Origin of the sequence: Roseomonas sp. CCTCC AB2023176, from assembly GCF_042259275.1 — a bacterium.
GTDB lineage: Bacteria > Pseudomonadota > Alphaproteobacteria > Acetobacterales > Acetobacteraceae > Roseomonas.
Genome location: NZ_CP170086.1, coordinates 2426494 through 2442229, shown reverse-complemented (window position 1 = coordinate 2442229; position 15736 = coordinate 2426494). Strand labels below are relative to the sequence as shown.

The 15736-nt window shown below is 70.7% G+C and carries 16 protein-coding genes and 1 pseudogene; 5 read left to right on the top strand and 12 right to left on the bottom strand.

The genetic code is table 11. From position 1 onward, the window contains the following. Nucleotides 1-3: 3 nt before the first annotated feature. Nucleotides 4-222, top strand: a complete 219-nt coding sequence (locus ACE7GA_RS12200) for a hypothetical protein (protein WP_376100606.1) — start codon at nt 4-6, stop codon at nt 220-222. On the opposite strand, the gene ACE7GA_RS12195 is transcribed toward ACE7GA_RS12200, so the two are convergent. Together ACE7GA_RS12195 and ACE7GA_RS12190 are read right to left on the bottom strand one after the other, a co-directional pair. Beyond that, a complete protein-coding gene (locus ACE7GA_RS12195; RefSeq protein ID WP_376099737.1) occupies nt 219-641 on the bottom strand; it encodes a type II toxin-antitoxin system VapC family toxin in 423 nt (140 codons plus the stop codon). The two genes, ACE7GA_RS12200 and ACE7GA_RS12195, sit on opposite strands and share 4 nt — an antisense overlap. Continuing rightward, nucleotides 638-1006 carry a hypothetical protein gene (locus ACE7GA_RS12190; RefSeq protein WP_376099735.1) on the bottom strand — a complete coding sequence of 123 codons (369 nt, stop codon included), beginning with the start codon at nt 1004-1006 and terminating at the stop codon, nt 638-640. The genes ACE7GA_RS12195 and ACE7GA_RS12190 overlap by 4 nt, the downstream gene beginning before the upstream one ends. 27 nt (nt 1007-1033) lie before the next feature. Between ACE7GA_RS12190 and ACE7GA_RS12185 the strand changes: the two genes are divergently transcribed. Beyond that, nucleotides 1034-2488, top strand: coding sequence for an FAD-binding oxidoreductase (locus tag ACE7GA_RS12185; RefSeq protein ID WP_376099733.1), 1455 nt, complete (start codon nt 1034-1036; stop codon nt 2486-2488). Continuing rightward, complete coding sequence (locus ACE7GA_RS12180) at nt 2485-3177, top strand: trypsin-like peptidase domain-containing protein (RefSeq protein ID WP_376099731.1); 693 nt, start codon at nt 2485-2487, stop codon at nt 3175-3177. The genes ACE7GA_RS12185 and ACE7GA_RS12180 overlap by 4 nt, the downstream gene beginning before the upstream one ends. A gap of 6 nt (nt 3178-3183) precedes the next feature. Here ACE7GA_RS12180 and ACE7GA_RS12175 read toward each other — a convergent pair. From ACE7GA_RS12175 to ACE7GA_RS12160, 4 genes and pseudogenes are all read right to left on the bottom strand, one after another. Next, a pseudogene (locus ACE7GA_RS12175) lies at nt 3184-4151 on the bottom strand (Bug family tripartite tricarboxylate transporter substrate binding protein). A gap of 60 nt (nt 4152-4211) precedes the next feature. Next, nucleotides 4212-4760: a bifunctional precorrin-2 dehydrogenase/sirohydrochlorin ferrochelatase gene (locus ACE7GA_RS12170; RefSeq protein ID WP_376099729.1), complete on the bottom strand. Its 549-nt coding sequence runs from the start codon at nt 4758-4760 to the stop codon at nt 4212-4214. Beyond that, nucleotides 4760-5623 (bottom strand): TauD/TfdA dioxygenase family protein, encoded by an 864-nt coding sequence (locus ACE7GA_RS12165; protein WP_376100245.1) that lies wholly within the window; start codon nt 5621-5623, stop codon nt 4760-4762. Before ACE7GA_RS12165 ends, ACE7GA_RS12170 begins: the two co-directional genes overlap by 1 nt. A gap of 5 nt (nt 5624-5628) precedes the next feature. Beyond that, complete coding sequence (locus tag ACE7GA_RS12160) at nt 5629-7308, bottom strand: NADPH-dependent assimilatory sulfite reductase hemoprotein subunit (RefSeq protein WP_376099727.1); 1680 nt, start codon at nt 7306-7308, stop codon at nt 5629-5631. 84 nt (nt 7309-7392) lie between these two features. Between ACE7GA_RS12160 and cobA the strand changes: the two genes are divergently transcribed. Together cobA and ACE7GA_RS12150 are read left to right on the top strand one after the other, a co-directional pair. Beyond that, complete coding sequence (gene cobA / locus ACE7GA_RS12155; RefSeq protein ID WP_376099725.1) at nt 7393-8205, top strand: uroporphyrinogen-III C-methyltransferase; 813 nt, start codon at nt 7393-7395, stop codon at nt 8203-8205. Next, the gene (locus ACE7GA_RS12150; RefSeq protein ID WP_376099723.1) at nt 8202-8363 is read left to right on the top strand and encodes a hypothetical protein; all 162 of its coding nucleotides are present in this window, start codon (nt 8202-8204) and stop codon (nt 8361-8363) included. Before cobA ends, ACE7GA_RS12150 begins: the two co-directional genes overlap by 4 nt. Here the strand turns inward: ACE7GA_RS12150 and ACE7GA_RS12145 are convergent, their stop codons facing one another. The 6 genes from ACE7GA_RS12145 to ACE7GA_RS12120 form a co-directional block, all read right to left on the bottom strand. Continuing rightward, nucleotides 8364-8789: an acyl-CoA thioesterase gene (locus ACE7GA_RS12145; protein ID WP_376099721.1), complete on the bottom strand. Its 426-nt coding sequence runs from the start codon at nt 8787-8789 to the stop codon at nt 8364-8366. A gap of 4 nt (nt 8790-8793) precedes the next feature. Next, nucleotides 8794-10026: a benzoyl-CoA 2,3-epoxidase subunit BoxA gene (boxA, locus tag ACE7GA_RS12140; protein WP_376099719.1), complete on the bottom strand. Its 1233-nt coding sequence runs from the start codon at nt 10024-10026 to the stop codon at nt 8794-8796. Between the two features lie 58 nt (nt 10027-10084). After that, on the bottom strand, nt 10085-11524 hold the full coding sequence (boxB, locus tag ACE7GA_RS12135) for a benzoyl-CoA 2,3-epoxidase subunit BoxB (protein ID WP_376099717.1): 1440 nt from the start codon (nt 11522-11524) through the stop codon (nt 10085-10087). Between the two features lie 84 nt (nt 11525-11608). Then, nucleotides 11609-13267 (bottom strand): 2,3-epoxybenzoyl-CoA dihydrolase, encoded by a 1659-nt coding sequence (gene boxC / locus ACE7GA_RS12130; protein WP_376099715.1) that lies wholly within the window; start codon nt 13265-13267, stop codon nt 11609-11611. Nucleotides 13268-13342: 75 nt separating this feature from the next. Continuing rightward, complete coding sequence (locus ACE7GA_RS12125; RefSeq protein ID WP_376099713.1) at nt 13343-14143, bottom strand: alpha/beta fold hydrolase; 801 nt, start codon at nt 14141-14143, stop codon at nt 13343-13345. Next, a complete protein-coding gene (locus ACE7GA_RS12120) occupies nt 14140-15705 on the bottom strand; it encodes a benzoate-CoA ligase family protein (protein ID WP_376099711.1) in 1566 nt (521 codons plus the stop codon). Before ACE7GA_RS12120 ends, ACE7GA_RS12125 begins: the two co-directional genes overlap by 4 nt. Nucleotides 15706-15736 lie beyond the last annotated feature (31 nt).

Below are 15736 nucleotides of genomic sequence, written 5' to 3'. Positions count from 1 at the left end.
GCCATGGCGGCACTCCGCGGTGGGCTCGTACCGATCGCCTACGGCCTCTCCATGGCGACCGGCCTTGTCACCGCCGCCGCCGCGGCCAGCGGAACCTTGCCGGAGGAGGCCGTCTCCCTCGCCATCACCGCGGGGTCCGCACTCTTCGCGTGGCGGTCGTCACGGTCCCCGTTCTGGGCGCTGGTCGCCGGTGGCGTACTGGGGTTGCTGTTCCTTCGTTAGCCCGCCGCCGGCTCGTCGAACGGGTTCAGCACGGGAACGCCCAGGTCCCGCAAGCCGGCGTCGCGTGTCACGAGGACGAGACCGTGGACGACGGCCGTCCCGGCGATGAGGACGTCGGCGATCGGGATACTTCGGGCAACCGCAAGGCGGCCCCAGGCGTCCGCGACCTCGGCGTCCACCGGCAGCACGCGCTCGCCGAAGGTGCGGCCCAGTTCCTTCAGCCAGACCTCCAGGTGCGCGGCGCGCGCGGGGTCGCGTGGACGCAAGCTCTCGACACCCTTCCTGACCTCGCCGAGCGTCAAAACGCTGAGGAACAGGTTATCCGTGGACGCGGCCTCGAACCACGCGGTGACGCGGGGGTGGCATCGCCCGCCCTTTCGCAACTCGAAAACGACATTCGTGTCGAGCAGCCACGTCACCAGTCGATCTCGCGTCCCGTGTCGCGGGAACGCTCGAGATCGAGTTCTTCGAACGATGGTCCCCAGGTCAGGAATTGCTTGAAGTCCTTCGGCGGCGGGCCGAAGCGTTCGAGGAGATACGCCCGCGCGGCCGGCGCCTCCTGGGCGTCGTTCAATGCCGCGGCGATGCGCTTCAGCAACTCCGCGTCCTCGTTCCGCACCTGCACCTCCACCCGGCGCAGGCCCCGAGCCGCCTGCCGGCGCCGGTGCGCGGTGACGGGGGATTCAGGCTTCGGCTTCACGGCCATCCGCGGGTTCCACGCTTTCCGGAAACATACCCGGAAAGCATCGACTCCACCACCGGCAACACGCTGCTTGACCCCCACTCCGCCCGCGCGCTTCTTCGCGGCGCCATGCCTGACACCGCGATGCCGTCCCAGTCCCTCCCGGCCCTCCCGACAGGCCTGCTGGACGCGCTCTCCGGCATCCTCGGCACGCGGGGGGTCGTGACGGACCTGCGGGACCTGGAACCGCACCTGTCGGACTGGCGCGGCCTCTACCGGGGCGCCTCCCCCGCCCTCATCCGCCCGGCGACCACCGCCGAACTGTCCGCCTGCATGCGGCTGCTGAACGCGGCGGACGTTCCGGTCGTGCCGCAGGGCGGGAACACCTCCATGGTGGGCGGCGCCATGCCCGACGAATCCGGGCGGCAGGTCATCGTGTCCCTCTCCCGCATGAACCGCATCCGCGACCTCGACCCCGTGGACATGACGATGGTCACGGAGGCTGGGGTCATTCTGAAGACCGCCCAGGACGCGGCGGCCGCCGCCGGCTGCCTCTTCCCGCTGAGCCTCGGCGCGGAGGGCACGGCGACGATCGGCGGCGTCCTCGCCACGAACGCCGGGGGCAACACGACGGTGCGCTACGGCAATGCGCGGGACCTCATGCTCGGCCTCGAGGTCGTTCTGCCCGACGGCTCGGTCATCGAGGGGCTGCGGCGGCTGCGCAAGGACAACACGGGCTACGCGCTGCGCCATCTCTTCGTCGGCGCGGAGGGGACGCTCGGCTTCATCACCGCCGCCGTGCTGCGCCTTTTCCCCCGGGCGCGGTCCGAGGCCACGGCCCTCTGCGCCGTGGCGGACGAGGACGCGGCGCTCGCCCTGTTCCGCCGCTTCCGCGACCGCGACGAATCCGCCATCCGCGCCTTCGAATACATGTCCGGGCAGGGCATGGGCTTCGTGCTGCGGCACATCGAGGGCGCGGCGCTTCCGCTCGCGGAACCGGCGGAGCACTATGTCCTCATCGACCTTGCCTCGTCTCGCCCCGACGCGGACCTCCGCGGCTTGCTCGAGGCGGTGCTGGAAGGCGCCTTGGAAGCCGGCGAGGTGCTCGACGCCGCCCTGGCCGAGAGCGAGGCCCAGCGCGCCGCGCTCTGGCGGCTGAGGGAGGAACACCCGGAAGCCCAAAAGCGGGAGGGCGCGAGCGTGAAGAACGACGTCTCCGTCCCCGTCTCGAAGGTGCCGGAGCTGATCCGCCGTTCCTCCGAAGCGCTGCGCGAGCTGATCCCCGGCTCGCGCCCCGTCCCCTTCGGCCACATGGGCGACGGCAACATCCACATGAACCTCGAGCAGCCGGAGGGCATGGCGCCGACCGACTTCCTCGCCCGCTCCCACGAAATCATGGAGGCGGTGAACGACGTCGTGCGAGACCTCGGCGGTTCCTTCAGCGCGGAACACGGCGTCGGGCGGCTGAAGCCGGACATGCTGGCCGCATGGCGCGGCGGGGCGGAACTGGCGACGATGCAGGCGATCAAGCGGGCCCTCGATCCCAAGGGCCTGATGAACCCCGGAAAGGTTCTGCCTGCGTGAAGGTCCCGGGGCTCGCGCCTCTCTGCCTGGCGGGCGTGCTCGCGGCTTGCGCCGGCGGCGTTCCGGTTCCTGGGACGGGCCCGGTCCCGGCCACCGCGGCGGACAGCGTGCGCGCCGAGGTGCGGGCGGGGCGCGCGCCCGCCTGCCCGCTGCTCGGCACCGCCGTGCACCTCGGCGGCGGCCTGTTCCTGACGGCGGCCCATATCGTGGACGGCACCGCGGCCCGCCTGCGCCACTGCGACGGTCCGGAAACCGTGCCCTTGGTGCGCTACGGCGGCCGGGACCTTCCCGCGACGGTCCGGCGCGTCGGCCGCGGCGAGATCGCGGCGGGCGTCGGGCTCCGCTATGAAGGCGGGGCCGACCTTGCGCTGCTCGACACCCGCGTCGCCTCGGCCGGGCCGTCCGCGCGCCCCTGCCGCGGGGGCCCGGATGCCGGACAGCCGGTCATCATCGAATCGCGCCTGCGCACCGTCGTTGCGACCGCCGGCGGCATGATGCGTGAGGTCGAGCCGGCCTACGGCACCTATGCCGAGGTGCCCCTGCACATGGTCCCCGGTGAATCGGGCGCCGGGGTCTTCGACGCGCGCAGCAACTGCCTCCTCGGCATCGTCAGCCACCGCGAGGACACGGCGCCCGATACCGTGCGCATCGTGCCCTCCGCCGCGATTCGGACATTCCTTGGGGGCTGAGGCCGCTCAGGCTTCACCGGCCCGGATACCGGCGATGGGGGCGATCGCGGCGAAGCGCGCCACGGTCTCGCGCAGGATCGCCGCGAAGCGGGCCGGGTCCCCCGCCGCCACGTCGTAGCCCACCGCGGCGAAGCGGGACCGCACCACCGGATCGGACAGGGCCGTGACGCAGGCGGCGTGCAGACGCGCGACGGAATCGGGCCGCAGCCCGGCGGGGGCCAGGACGCCCATCCAGGTCGTCGCCGTGAAGCCCGGCGCAATCGTCTCCGCGGCGGTCGGCACCGACGGCGCGGTGGGGTGACGCTCCGGCGAGGTGACGACCAGGCCGCGAAGGCGCCCGTCGCGCATGTGCTCCACCGCCACGCCGAGGGTGACCGCGCCTGCGTCCACGACGCCGGCCAGGAGATCGGCGACCAGCGGCCCGCCGCCGCGATAGGGGATGTGCTGCGCCGCACCCCCGCCGCGTGCGCGAGGAGGGCGCTGGCGAAGTGCTGGGAAGACCCGATTCCCGGCACGCCGACGTTGGGCGGCCGCCGCGACCGCAGCCGCTCCGCGAAGGCCGCGGCGTCGGCGATCCCGGAGCGCGGGTGCGTCACGATGAGCTGCGGCGCAGTGATGCCGAGGGTAACGGGTGTCAGGCCCGCGACGTATCCGTCCCCGCCGGCAGCCGGCAGGGCCTCGATCGCCGCGAGCGTGTCGTTCGTGACGAGGAGCGTCAGCCCGTCCGCCTGCGCGCGGGTCACGGCGTTCGTGCCGATCCGCGACGATGCGCCGCCGATGTTCTCGATGACGACGTTGGTGCGCAGCGCCGCGGCCAAGGCCGGCGCGAGGGGACGGGCGAAGGTGTCCACCCCGCCCCCGGGCGGGAAGGGCACGACAAGGCGGAGGGTTCGCCCCGGGAAGTCCTCGGCCCGGAGGACCGAAGGCAGGGCGAGGAGCGGGGCGCCGAGGGCGGCGCGGCGGGTCAGGGTCATCGGGGCATCTCTTCGTCTCGGGTGGGAGTGCGGGAGGCGAAGGGCGAGGGGCCGCTGCGTTTAGCCGTCGAAGATCGGCTCCCTCGCCGGACGACATCGGGCGGGCTCCAGCAGGCCGCGGTCGCGGAGATGCGCCTGCACCGCGCGCATCACCTCCCCGGGCGGGCAGGCTTCCGCGCGGAGCCGGGTGCGGAGCGCCGCGGCCTCGGCGAGGTGCCCGGCCCATTCCGGGCCGAAGGCCTCGGCGAGCCAGGACCGCAACGCGGCGGAAACCCCGGGCGCCTGGCCGGCCGTCGAGACCGTGAGCAGCAGATCGCCGCGGCGGACGAGCGCAGGGACGTGGACGTCGCAGAGGGGCAGCACGTCCTCGATGTTCACGGGGATGCCGCGCGCGCGCGCCGCGGCGGCGAGCGCCTCGCCCTCCGCCTCCGACAGCCCGGCGCCGAAGACGAGGCGCTGGCCGTCCAGGAGCGACCCGTCCGGCGCCCCCTCCACGATCGTCAGCGCCGTCAGTCCGGCATCCTCCAGCAGCGCGCGCCGCTTCGCGAAGGCCGGCCCGCGGCCCGCGAGGAGGGTCGGCGTGCCCGGCAGGAAGACGAGCGGCAGCATCAGGCGGGGACGGGCGTCACGCCGCGGATCGTCGTGCGGTGCATGATCCGCGATTCGTCGTCCGGATAGGGCGTGGCCAGGTGCTGCACGGCGCGATTGTCCCACAGCACGAGGTCGCCGGGCTGCCAGGCGTGGCGATAGATCACGGTGGGCGCGGTCGCAGCCGTGAAAAGCTCGTCGAGCAGGGCGCGGCTCTCCTCCTCCGGCAGGTCGAGGATGCGGGTCGTGAAGCCCTCGTTCACGAAGAGGGCCTGGCGGCCCGTCGCGTCGTGGCGCCGCACGATGGGATGCACCACGGGCGGCACGGCGGCGCGCTGCGCCTCGGTCAGCGGAGGGCGGCCGGTCAGGCGGGACTGGATCGCCATCCGGTAGGGGTAGGAGTGCTCGGCATGCAGCCCGCGCAGCCGCGCCTTCGTCGCCTCGGGCAGCGCGTCGTAGGCGGCGTGCTGGCTGGCGAAGAGCGTGTCGCCGCCGGAAGAGGGCAGCGCCCGCGCCAGCAACGCCGAACCCAGGCTGGGCTGCGCGACGTAGGAGAGGTCGGAATGCCAATAGCGTCCGGCGTCCGCCAGGCCGACGGGCTTGCCCCCTTCCCGCTCGTTCGAGACGCGCAGGACTTCCGGATGATCGGGCAGGTTGAACTGGCTCATCACATGGACCTCCAGCGGGCCAAGGCGGCGGCTGAAGGCGACGTGCTGTTCCGGCGTGATGAAGGCATCGCGGATCACCAGCACCGATTCCCGCTCGAAGGTCCGCCGCAGCAGGTCGAAGCCGTCCTCGTGCAGGCTGGGCAGGTCCGCGTCCAGCGCTTCGGCCGCGAAGAGCGGGTGGAGGCGACGGATCTGGATGCGGTGCAGGACGGCCATGGGATTCACGCTGCCAGGGGTGGGGACAGCAGGGAGCGTAGGCCGTCCGCCCCGATGCGGGTGCAGAAATCGCCGAAGCCTTCGGTTCCCCGGCGCCCCGCGGCGTAAGCGGCGAAGAGCGGTTCCAGCGTCGGGGCGACGGAATCGGTCGGGACCTTGTCGGCGATCGGGAAGGACAGGCGCGTCCCGTTGAAGTCGCCGCCGACGAAGAGGGTGTAGAGGCCGGGTGCGCGCCCGACGACGCCGATGTCGCCGGCATAGGGGCGGGCGCAGCCGTTGGGGCAGCCGGTCAGGCGCAGGCTGATCCGTTCGTCGCGCAGCCCGTGGCGAGCCAGGGCGGCCTCGACCGCCGCGACCATCGGGGCATGGACGCGCTCCCCTTCCGTCAGTGCCTGGCCGCAGGTCGGCAGGGCGGTGCAGGAGAGGGACCAGCGAGCGAGCGGCGAGATGTCCTCGGCGAGCGTCACGCCGTTGAAGCGCAGCAGGTCATCGATCGCCCGCCGGTCGCGCGGCCGGATGTCGGAGAGAATGATGTCCTGCTGCGGCGTGATGATGGGGTTCGCGCCGAAGCGCGACACGACCTCGCGCAATGCGGTGCGCAACGCGGCCTTCGCGGTGTCGGCGACGCGGCCCGAGGTGACTGGGAGGCCGAGCCAGAGACGGCCGTCGCCCTGCGCATGCCAGCCGAGGAGTTCGGGGACACGGAGTTCGGGCAGGGAGGGAGGCAGCGGCAGGGTCCGGCCCATCGCCTCGCAGAGCCGTTCCCAGACCCAGGGCACGCCGCGTTCGGCGACGACGTATTTCAGCCGCGCGTGCTTGCGGTCGGTCCGGTCGCCGTGGTCGCGGGAGAGGCGCACGACGGCCTCAGCCATCGGCAGCACCTCGTCCGGGCCGATGACCGTGATGGGATCGGCCAGGCGTGGGTAGGTCGCGGGCTTGTTGTGCGTCATGCCCATGCCACCGCCGACCGTCACGATCCAGCCGGTCAGCCGCCCGCGCACGGTCCTGGCGATGAAGCCGAGGTCGTGCGTCAGGATGTCCGGCGTGTTGTCGTCCGGGTGAGCGAGGCCGATCTTGAACTTCCGCGGCAGGTAGGTCGGTCCGTAGAGCGGTTCCTCCTCCGCCTCGCCGACCGGTTCGCCGTCCAGGAAGATCTCGTGATGCGCGCGGCTTCGCGGCAGCAGGGCGGAGGAGAGGCCGCGCGCCTCCTCCTCCAGCCGCCGCCCGATCGCCGTGCGGCGCGGGGCGGGGGAGGTCACGACATTACGTACGACGTCGCCGCAGGCCGCCATCGTCGTCAGCAGCGCGCGGTCGATGTCCGCGATGCAGGCCTTCAGGTTGCCGCGCCGCACCGTGTGGAACTGTACGCCGCCGCGTGTCGTCAGGCGGATGGTCGAATCGGCGTAGCGGTCGGCGAGGGCATCGAGCGCGAGCCACTGCGCCCCCGTCAGCCGCCCGCCTGGGGCGCGGACGCGGACCATGAAACCCCAGTCCTTGTCCTGCCCCGCCTGCTTGCGGGCGGTCGCGGTGTCGCGATCGAACTGCTCGTAGGTCCCGTGGAACTTGAGGAGGGTGTAGGCGCCCTCCGACAGGCCGCCTGGCGCCTCGGCCGCGGCCAGCTCCTCCGCGATCGTGCCGCGGAGGGCGGCGCTGCCGGCCTTGATGCCTTCGACTCCGCCTGACATGGGCGTCACTCCGAAAAAGCCGCTTGCGAGAGTGAAAACACGAATCTACGTTCGTGTTAAGCGGTTCTTCCGGGATTTCACGTCATGGTGCTGGAATATGGGTCACGCCTGGCATCAGGCGATGCGCCAGCACCGGGGGAGGTTTGGCTCGTCGGGGCCGGGCCGGGCGACCCGGGGCTGCTGACGCTGCGCGCCGCCTCGGCGATCCGCGGCGCCGACCTGATCCTGCACGACGCCCTGCCGGAACGCGGCGTGCTGCGCTTGGCGGGGCCCGCCACGCGGCTGGAAGCGGTCGGGAAGCGTCGGGGCCACGCGCCCGTACCCCAGGCGGAGATCAACGCGCGCCTCATCGCCGCCGCGCGGGTCGGGTTTCGAGTGGTCCGTCTGAAGGGCGGCGATCCCTTCGTCTTCGGGCGGGGCGGGGAGGAAGCCCTGGCCCTGACCGCCGCCGGCGTGCCCTGGCGGGTGGTGCCAGGAGTGACGGCCGGAACGGCGGCACCGGCCGCGGCGGGAATCCCGATCACGCATCGTGGATTGGCGAGCGCCGTCACATTCATGACCGGCCACGACGAGACGGGCGCCCTACCGGACGGCCTGGACTGGGAGGTGCTGGGGCGGGCCGACGGGACGGTGGCGGCCTTCATGGCCCTGTCCCGGCTGGACGAGGTGGCGGTGCGGCTGCTCGCGGCGGGACGTGACGCCGCGACGCCGGTCGCGGTCATCGCGCGGGCCGGCCTGCCGGGGCAGGTCGCGGTACGGACCACACTTGGCCGCTGCACGCTGGAGACGCGGCGCGCAGGGCTGCCGACGCCTGCGCTCGTCGTCATCGGCGCTGCGGCGGGACTGCCCCTGGCGGCCGAGGCACCTTCCGGGCGGACGGCGGCGGTGGCGTCGTGAGGGACGTGCCCTGGCTCGGTGAGGAGCCGCCGCCGGAGGTGATGCCGACAACGGATCCCTGGGGGCTGGACGAGCCGCTGGTTCCCGCACCCATTGCGGCGGCACTGTCGGCCGCGACCTTCGCGATCCTTGCCCTCGTCGCGGTGATCGTCGCCTGATCAGGCGGGGACGAGGTCGGCTTCCAGCGCGGCGCGGTAGTCGTCTGGGATGGGCAGCGGACGCATCTTCGGACCCGTCACATCCACGAAGGCACAGGTGAGGCGGCCGTCGAAGGCGAGACGGCCGCCGACGCGGCCCGCGACGACGAAGGTCATCGAGGAACCGCCGATCCGAGCCACGCGGACTTCGGTGGCAAGCGTGTCCCTGGGTGTGAGAGGGGAGCGGAACTCCAGCTCCACCTTCACGAAGGGCGTGCCGCGGCCGTGGTCCACGTTCAGTTCGTAGTAGGCGGCGCCCCAGCGATCGAGCATCCAGGCCTCGATCGCATCCATCGCGAAGTCGAGGAAGCGGGCGGTGTAGGCGATCCTTGCCGGATCGGACTCGCCCCAGCGGATGCGGCGGACGTGGACGAAAGGACCAGCCAAGGGCTCAGTAAGTCTCGACATGCCAGCGGCCGGCCTCGCGCATTTCCGCGCGCAGGGTGGGCCAATCGAGGCCGGCGGTCGAGGCGATCTCGGTCAGCGCGGACTCGACGCCCGCCTCCAGCCCCTTCAGGCCACAGACGTAGATGTGGGTCGCGGGCTTGCGCAGCAGCGCGGCGAGGTCGGCCGCACGCGCGCGCATGCGGTCCTGCACGTATTCCTTCGCGACGCCCGGCACGCGGGAGTAGCAGAGGTGCTGGTCCATCAGCGCCGCCGACACCTTCTGGAGCGGTCCGAAATAGGGCAGTTCCTCCGGCGTGCGCGCGCCGAAGAACAGGTGCAGGCGGCCCTTGGCGACCGTACCCGCACGGCGGCGACGTTCCGTGAAGCCGCGGAACGGGGCGGAACCCGTGCCGGTGCAGATCATCAGGATGTCCGCGTCGGGGTCGTCGGGCATGAGGAAGGTCGCGCCGAAGGGGCCGACGACGTTCACCATGTCCCCGACCTTCAGGTCGCAGACGTAGTTGGAGGCGATGCCGTGGAAGGTCGTCCCGTCCTCCCGCGGCTCGGCAACGCGCTTGACCGTGAGCGCAAGGTTGTTCGCGCCGGTCTTCTCGCCTTCGCGGGGGCTGCTGATGGAGTAGAGCCGCATCGTATGCGGACGACCGTTCGCGTCGTTGCCCGGCGGGACGATGCCGATGCTCTGGCCTTCGAGCACGGGGAAGGTCAGGGCGCCGAAGTCCAGGATGATGTGGTGGACGTCCGACGAAGTGCCGGACTTCGTCACGCGGATATTGCCGGTGACGCGCGCGATCGCCGGGTTGGCGCGATTGAACAGGTTGACCTTCGGCTTGCTGGCGGAGAGCGGCGCGCGCGCCTTGCCACCGGCGCCGCTATGCGCGTCAGCGATGAGGGCGGCCGCTTCCTCGTCCATGGCGTCGGGCGCATCGTCGTCCGAGGCCGGCGCCTCGGCCGGCTTCGGCGGGAGTTCCTGCCAGGAGAACTGGTCATCCAGCGAGAAGGGCGCGTTCACCTGGAACCAGTTGTCGATGGCACCGGTCGGGCAGGGTGGGACGCATGCCATGCAGCCGTTACAGGTCTCGGCCTGGACGACGTAGTTGTTGTCGTCATGGGTGATCGCCTCGATGGGGCAGGTCGCCTCGCAGGTGTTGCAGCGGATGCAGATCTCCGGGTCGATGAGATGCTGCTTCAGGCCGCCCGCGGCGATCATGCCGTCCATCGTCGTGCTCCCCCAGGAAGTCGGCGCGTCCGGCCGGGGCCGGACGCGCCGGGGCCGATCAGGCCTCGTAGATCTTCACGTACTCGAACTCGCCGGGCTTGTTGTCGATACCGACCTTCGGCGGGGCGATCCAGCCAGCATACTGCCCCGGCCGGCCTTCGGCATGCATCAGGCCGGTGACGTAGAGGCTGTCGTCCGTGCTCGGCAGCCACTCGTCCTGCTTCGCCGCCCAAGCGCCGGCTTCCATGATCTCGCCATTGGGGGAGACGTGGGTGCCGTTGAACTCGCCAATGCGACGGTTGAAGGCGACGTGCGGGAGCTTCAGCTGGAACTGGATGCCGGCCTTCTCGATCACCTTGTTCCAGCGGCCGACGCCGCCCTGGCAGTCCTGCACGTAGTCGTCCCGCAGGCGCATGTTGAGGGCGGAGAGGGCGGGCACCTGCTCCTCGGTGATCGCGCCGTTCACCGGGCGGAGGACGGGGTAGGTCGCGTCCAGCAGGCGGTGGTCGTCGTCGATCTTGTCCTCGCGGTAGCGGCCCTTGAGGCCGGAGTTGTAGGCATTGGCCGCGTTCGTGCTCACCTCGTTGCCGAAGAGGTCGAGGGTCAGTGAGAAGTGCAGGTTCATCTTCTTCTGGATCGTCGGCAGGTCGATCACGCCGAGGGCGCGGATGCGATCCTTATCGAAGGGATCCTCGATGCCCGCCTGCTTCATCGCGGTCACCGTCCGCTCCACCACGCGCTGCACGCCGGTCTCGCCGACGAACATGTGGTGGGCTTCTTCGGTCAGCATGAAGCGGCAGGTGCGGGACAGCGGGTCGAAGCCGGACTGCGCCAGCGCCTCCAGCTGCATCTTGCCGTCGCGATCGGTGAAGAAGGTGAACATGAAGAAGGACAGCCAGTCCGGCGTCGCCTCGTTAAAGGCGCCAAGCATGCGCGGCGTGTCCTCGTTGCCCGAGCGGCGCTTCAGCAGGTCCTCCGCCTCCTCGCGCCCGTCCTTCCCGAAGTGCTTCTGCAGCAGGTAGACCATCGCCCAGAGGTGGCGGCCTTCCTCCACGTTCACCTGGAACAGGTTGCGCATGTCGTAGAGCGACGGCGCGGTCTTGCCGAGGTGGCGCTGCTGCTCGACGGATGCGGGTTCCGTGTCGCCCTGGATGACCAGCAGGCGACGGAGCATGCCACGGTATTCGCCGGGCACTTCCTGCCAGGCGTCTTCACCCTTGTGGGCGCCGAAGCCGATCTTGCGGCCCTCGACCTTCGGGGCCAGCAGGACGCCCCACTTGTATTCGGGCATGCGGACGTAGTCGAAGCGCGCCCAGCCCTTCGGGTCCACGCCGATAGCGGTGCGGAGGTAGACGAGGGAGTCCTGGAATCCCTCGGGTCCCATGTCCTTCCACCAGTCGATGTAGCCGGGATGCCAGGTTTCCAGCGCCTTGCGGACGCGGGCATCCTCGGACAAGCCGACATTGTTCGGGATCAGGCCGTCGTAGTCGACGTTCATGCCGTCGGGCATCGGTGTGGCTCCCTGTTCAAGCGTGGTCGGCTGAGGCGCAGCCGAAAGCGTAAGTCACGCGCAAAACCATGATCAGACGCGTTCGCGATCGAAGGTGGGCTGGACGCCCGTTCCGTAAAGCTTCAGGGCGCCCTCGGCGCCCACCGCATTCGGGCGTTGGAAGATCCAGTTCTGCCAGGCGGTCAGGCGGCCGAAGATGCGGGTCTCCATCGTCTCCGGCCCGACGAAGCGAAGGTTGGCCTCCATGCCCGTCAGCGCGTCGGGGGAGTAGGAGGCGCGCTCCTCGATCACCAGCCGGACCTCGTCGTCCCAGTCCGCCTCGTCATAGGCCTCGGTGACGAGGCCGGCCTCGGCCGCGTCCTCGGCCTCCATCGCCTCGCCGATACGGGAACGGGCCACGTCCACCTGCTCCGGCTCGCCGTAGAAGCGGGCCTGTAGGCGCGTCAGGCCGTTCGACATGGGATAGGGGCCGAAGTTCATCGGGGAGAGGTGCAGCTTGGCGGCTGGGCGGTTGTCGCCCGGGCGCGTACCGATGAAGGCGTATTGCCGGTCCGCCGCGAAGGCCAGCTCCGCGAGCGTGCCGGCGAAGCAGGAGCCCTGGTCCAGCAGCGCGATCATCGAGCGGGACGTCAGGTCCACGCGCTTGAACACGCGCTTGAGGTAATGCCCCACCTCCCGTACGAACCAGTCGGCCTTGTGCGCATCGAGGAAGGCGTCATGCGCCAGGACGTTCTCGGCATCGCCCGTAGTGCGGAATACGATGACGCCGAGCGTCGGCTCGTTCGTCCGGAGTTCGAGGATCGCGTCGTCCAGTTCGCGGGCGATGCGGAGCGGCCAGAAGGCGTCGTTCCGCGCAGCCTCTCCGTTCGCCGGCGGGGCGCCGGCGGGGGCGGAGACGGTGACCTCCGCCTGCCCCGTCGCACGGTCCAGGCGGACGATGACGTGGGAATAGGCGATCCCGTCTTCGGTGATCGTCTTGTCGAGGGCGCCGAGCGCCACGCCGGTCGCGCCCTCCGGCCGATCGGACGTCGCGGCCAGCGCCGCCGCACGCTCCGCGACCCGCTTGGTCCAGGCGGAAGGCGGCACGACCTCGTCCACCAGGCGCCATTCGACGGCCTTTTTTCCGCGCACGCCTTCCTCGACGGAGCAGAAGATGTCGGCGCGGTCGCGGCGCACGCGGCGCTTGTCTGTCACGCGCGTCAGGCCGCCGGTGCCGGGCAGCACTGCGAGCAGCGCGGTTTCGGGCAGCGAGACCGCCGAGCGGCGGTCGTCGATCAACATGATCTCATCGGCGCAGAGGGCGAGTTCGTAGCCACCACCGGCACAGGCGCCGGACACCGCGGCAAGCGACTTGAGGCCGGAGGATTCGGAGGCATCCTCCACCCCGCAGCGCGTCTCGTTCGTGAACTTGCAGAAGTTCACCTTGTGCGCGTGCGACGCCTTGCCGAGCATGCGGATATTGGCACCGGCGCAGAACACGTTGTCCTTGCCAGAGCGGAGGATGACGGCCCCGACCCCCGGATGCTCGAAGCGGAGCCGCTGGAGGGCATCCGACAATTCGATGTCCACGCCGAGGTCGTAGGAGTTGAGCTTCAGCTCATAGCCGTCGAAGAGCGTGGCGCTGGGGTCCACGTCCATGACAAGGTTGGCGACCCGCCCTTCGACCTCCAGCCGCCAGTGGCGGTAGCGGGAGGGATGTGTCTGGAAGTCCACGCGCCGCATTTCGATCATCGGCCGGTTCCTTCTGGACGTCCCAGTCGGATTTATAATTCCGTCGTCCCCGGAGTCAAGGAGAAAGCGGAACTATCATTCCGGTTCATGCAGCCGGAACAGCCGGTCCGCGAAGTCTCGGACCGCGTCGAGCGTGGCATCCGGAGCCTCGAGGTGCGGCGAGTGCCCAATGCCCGGCAGGGTCAGAGCGTCCAAGGGGGAATAGGCTTCCTGCCGAATGATCCGCAGGTGCTCCATCGTGCCATAGGGATCGGCCTCGCCCTGCACGACCAGGATGGGTACGCGGACATGGGCGATCTCCGGCTGCAGCTGGAGTGCCTCGGGGAAGCCGGGGTCGAGCCACGCGCGGTTCCACCCCCAGAAGGCGGCGTTCACGTCGCGATGGTACTTCGCCATCTTGGTGCGGAGGTCGGTCGTCTCGTACCGCTCCTTCGTCCGGGCGATCTCGGCGACGCACATCTCCTCCACCATGACGTGGGGCGCGAGGAGAGCGATGCCGCGGACCCGGTGGTCCTGCGTGGAACCGGCATAGATCAGGGCGATCGACGCACCGTCGGAATGACCGACGAGGATGCAGCGGCGGATGCCCTGGGCGTCCAGCACGCGGCCGAGCACCTCCTCGGCCTCTCGGTGCATGTAGTTCAGGGGACGCGGGACGGCGACCGTGTCCGACCCGCCGTAGCCGAAACGGGAGTAGGCGAGCACGCCGCAGCCCGTCGCCTCGGCCATTCGCTGCGGGACGTTCCGCCAAAGGGCAACGCAGCCCAGGCCTTCGTGTAGCAGGACAAGGGTCGGCACCTCGTCCGGGCCCGGCCCCCACCAGGCCGCCTCTACCTGCCGGCCGTCCAGGTCGAAGGAAACGTCTCGCGGCGTCACCGGAAGCCTCCTGTGTCCAATGCCGCGCGCAGTTTGAAGCGCTGGATCTTGCCCGTCGCGGTCTTCGGAAGGTCGTCCACGACCTCGACCCAGCGCGGGTATTTCCAGGGGCCGGCGTTGGCCTTCACGTGCTCCTTGAGGGATTCGCGCAGCGCGTCGCCGCCCGCGGCCCCGTCTCGCAACACGACGAAGGCCATGGGCTTGATGAGGTCGTCGGCGTCGGCCCGACCGATCACCGCGGCTTCCAGCACGGCGGGATGCGAAGCGAGCGCCGCCTCGACCTCAAAGGGCGAGACCCAGATTCCGCTGACCTTGAACATGTCGTCGGCACGGCCCTGGTAGCGGTAGCGGCCCTCCGGGTCGCGAACGTACTTGTCGCCGGTCAGCGTCCATTCACCGGCGAAGGTTCGGCGGCTCTTTGCCCGCTGGTTCCAATACCCCTCGGCCGCGGAGGGGCCCCGGACCAGCAATTCGCCGGTCTCGCCATCCGGCACATCCGCGCCGGCCTCGTCCACGATCCGAAGGTCGTAGCCGGGGACCGCGCGGCCCGAGGTGCCGTAGCGGATGTCGCCCGGCGCGTTGGAGAGGAAGATGTGCAGCATCTCCGTCGAGCCGATGCCGTCGAGGATGTCGGCCCCGACGACCTCCTTCCACCGCAGGCCCACATGCTCCGGCAGCGCTTCCCCGGCCGAGACGCAGAGACGCAACCGGTCCGACCCCGCGCCGCGCGACAGGGCGGGGTTCGCGAGCATGGCCGCGAACAGCGTCGGCACGCCGCAGAAGATCGTGGGCCGGTGCCGCGCCATGACGGCCATCACCGCATCCGGGGTCGGGCGGTCCGGCAACAGCACGGCGTGCGCGCCGACCGACATGGGGAAGGTCATGGCGTTCCCCATGCCGTAGGCGAAGAAGAGTTTCGCGGCGGAATAGACGGTGTCCTCCGCCCCGATGCCCAGCACCTGCCAGGCATAGGTCTCGCAGGTGGAACGCGCGGCGGAATGGACGTGCTTGACCCCCTTCGGCGCGCCGGTGGAGCCGGAGGAGTAGAGCCAGAACGCCACCTCGTCGTCGCCCGCCTCCACGGCTTCTGCGGCCGGCGTCGCAGCGGCGAGGAGCTGCGACAGGTCCGCGGCGCCAACGGGCAGCGCGGGGGCAGGCTTGCCGTCGAGCGATGCAACGATGACGCGCAGGCCCGGCAGCCCGTCCAGCACGGGACGCAGCGCCGGCAGCAGGGGCGCGGAGACGACGATCGCCTCGGCACGGCTGTCGGAGAGGATGTAGGACACCTGTTCCGGTGGCAGCAGCGTATTGACGGAGACCGGGACGACGCCCGCACGGACCGCTCCCCAGAACACGATGGGAAAGTCCACCGTATCCAGCATCAGCATGGCGACGCGGCGTTCCCGGCGGATGTCGAGTGCGCCGAACATCCCGGCTACACGCGCGCTGGCCGCCGCGACGTCGGCATAGGTGATGGAACGGTGCGGATCGGTGAAGGCCGGCCGGTCGCCGCGTCCTTCCGTGACGTGGCGATCCAGGAACCAGGTGACGGCGTTCGCCATCGAATCTCCTCCCAGGCGGTCAGGCGCCGCG

Bases quoted from the DNA above. Each gene is read 5' to 3' on its own strand.
- ACE7GA_RS12160 (WP_376099727.1), bottom strand. From the start codon at position 7,308: ATGTCAGGCGGAGTCGAAGGCATCAAGGCCGGCAGCGCCGCCCTCCGC.
- ACE7GA_RS12120 (WP_376099711.1), bottom strand. From the start codon at position 15,705: ATGGCGAACGCCGTCACCTGGTTCCTGGATCGCCACGTCACGGAAGGA.
- ACE7GA_RS12185 (WP_376099733.1), top strand. From the start codon at position 1,034: ATGCCTGACACCGCGATGCCGTCCCAGTCCCTCCCGGCCCTCCCGACA.
- ACE7GA_RS12200 (WP_376100606.1), top strand. From the start codon at position 4: ATGGCGGCACTCCGCGGTGGGCTCGTACCGATCGCCTACGGCCTCTCC.
- ACE7GA_RS12170 (WP_376099729.1), bottom strand. From the start codon at position 4,760: ATGCTGCCGCTCGTCTTCCTGCCGGGCACGCCGACCCTCCTCGCGGGC.
- boxC (WP_376099715.1), bottom strand. From the start codon at position 13,267: ATGATCGAAATGCGGCGCGTGGACTTCCAGACACATCCCTCCCGCTAC.
- ACE7GA_RS12165 (WP_376100245.1), bottom strand. From the start codon at position 5,623: ATGGCCGTCCTGCACCGCATCCAGATCCGTCGCCTCCACCCGCTCTTC.
- boxB (WP_376099717.1), bottom strand. From the start codon at position 11,524: ATGAACGTCGACTACGACGGCCTGATCCCGAACAATGTCGGCTTGTCC.
- cobA (WP_376099725.1), top strand. From the start codon at position 7,393: ATGGTGCTGGAATATGGGTCACGCCTGGCATCAGGCGATGCGCCAGCA.
- boxA (WP_376099719.1), bottom strand. From the start codon at position 10,026: ATGGACGGCATGATCGCCGCGGGCGGCCTGAAGCAGCATCTCATCGAC.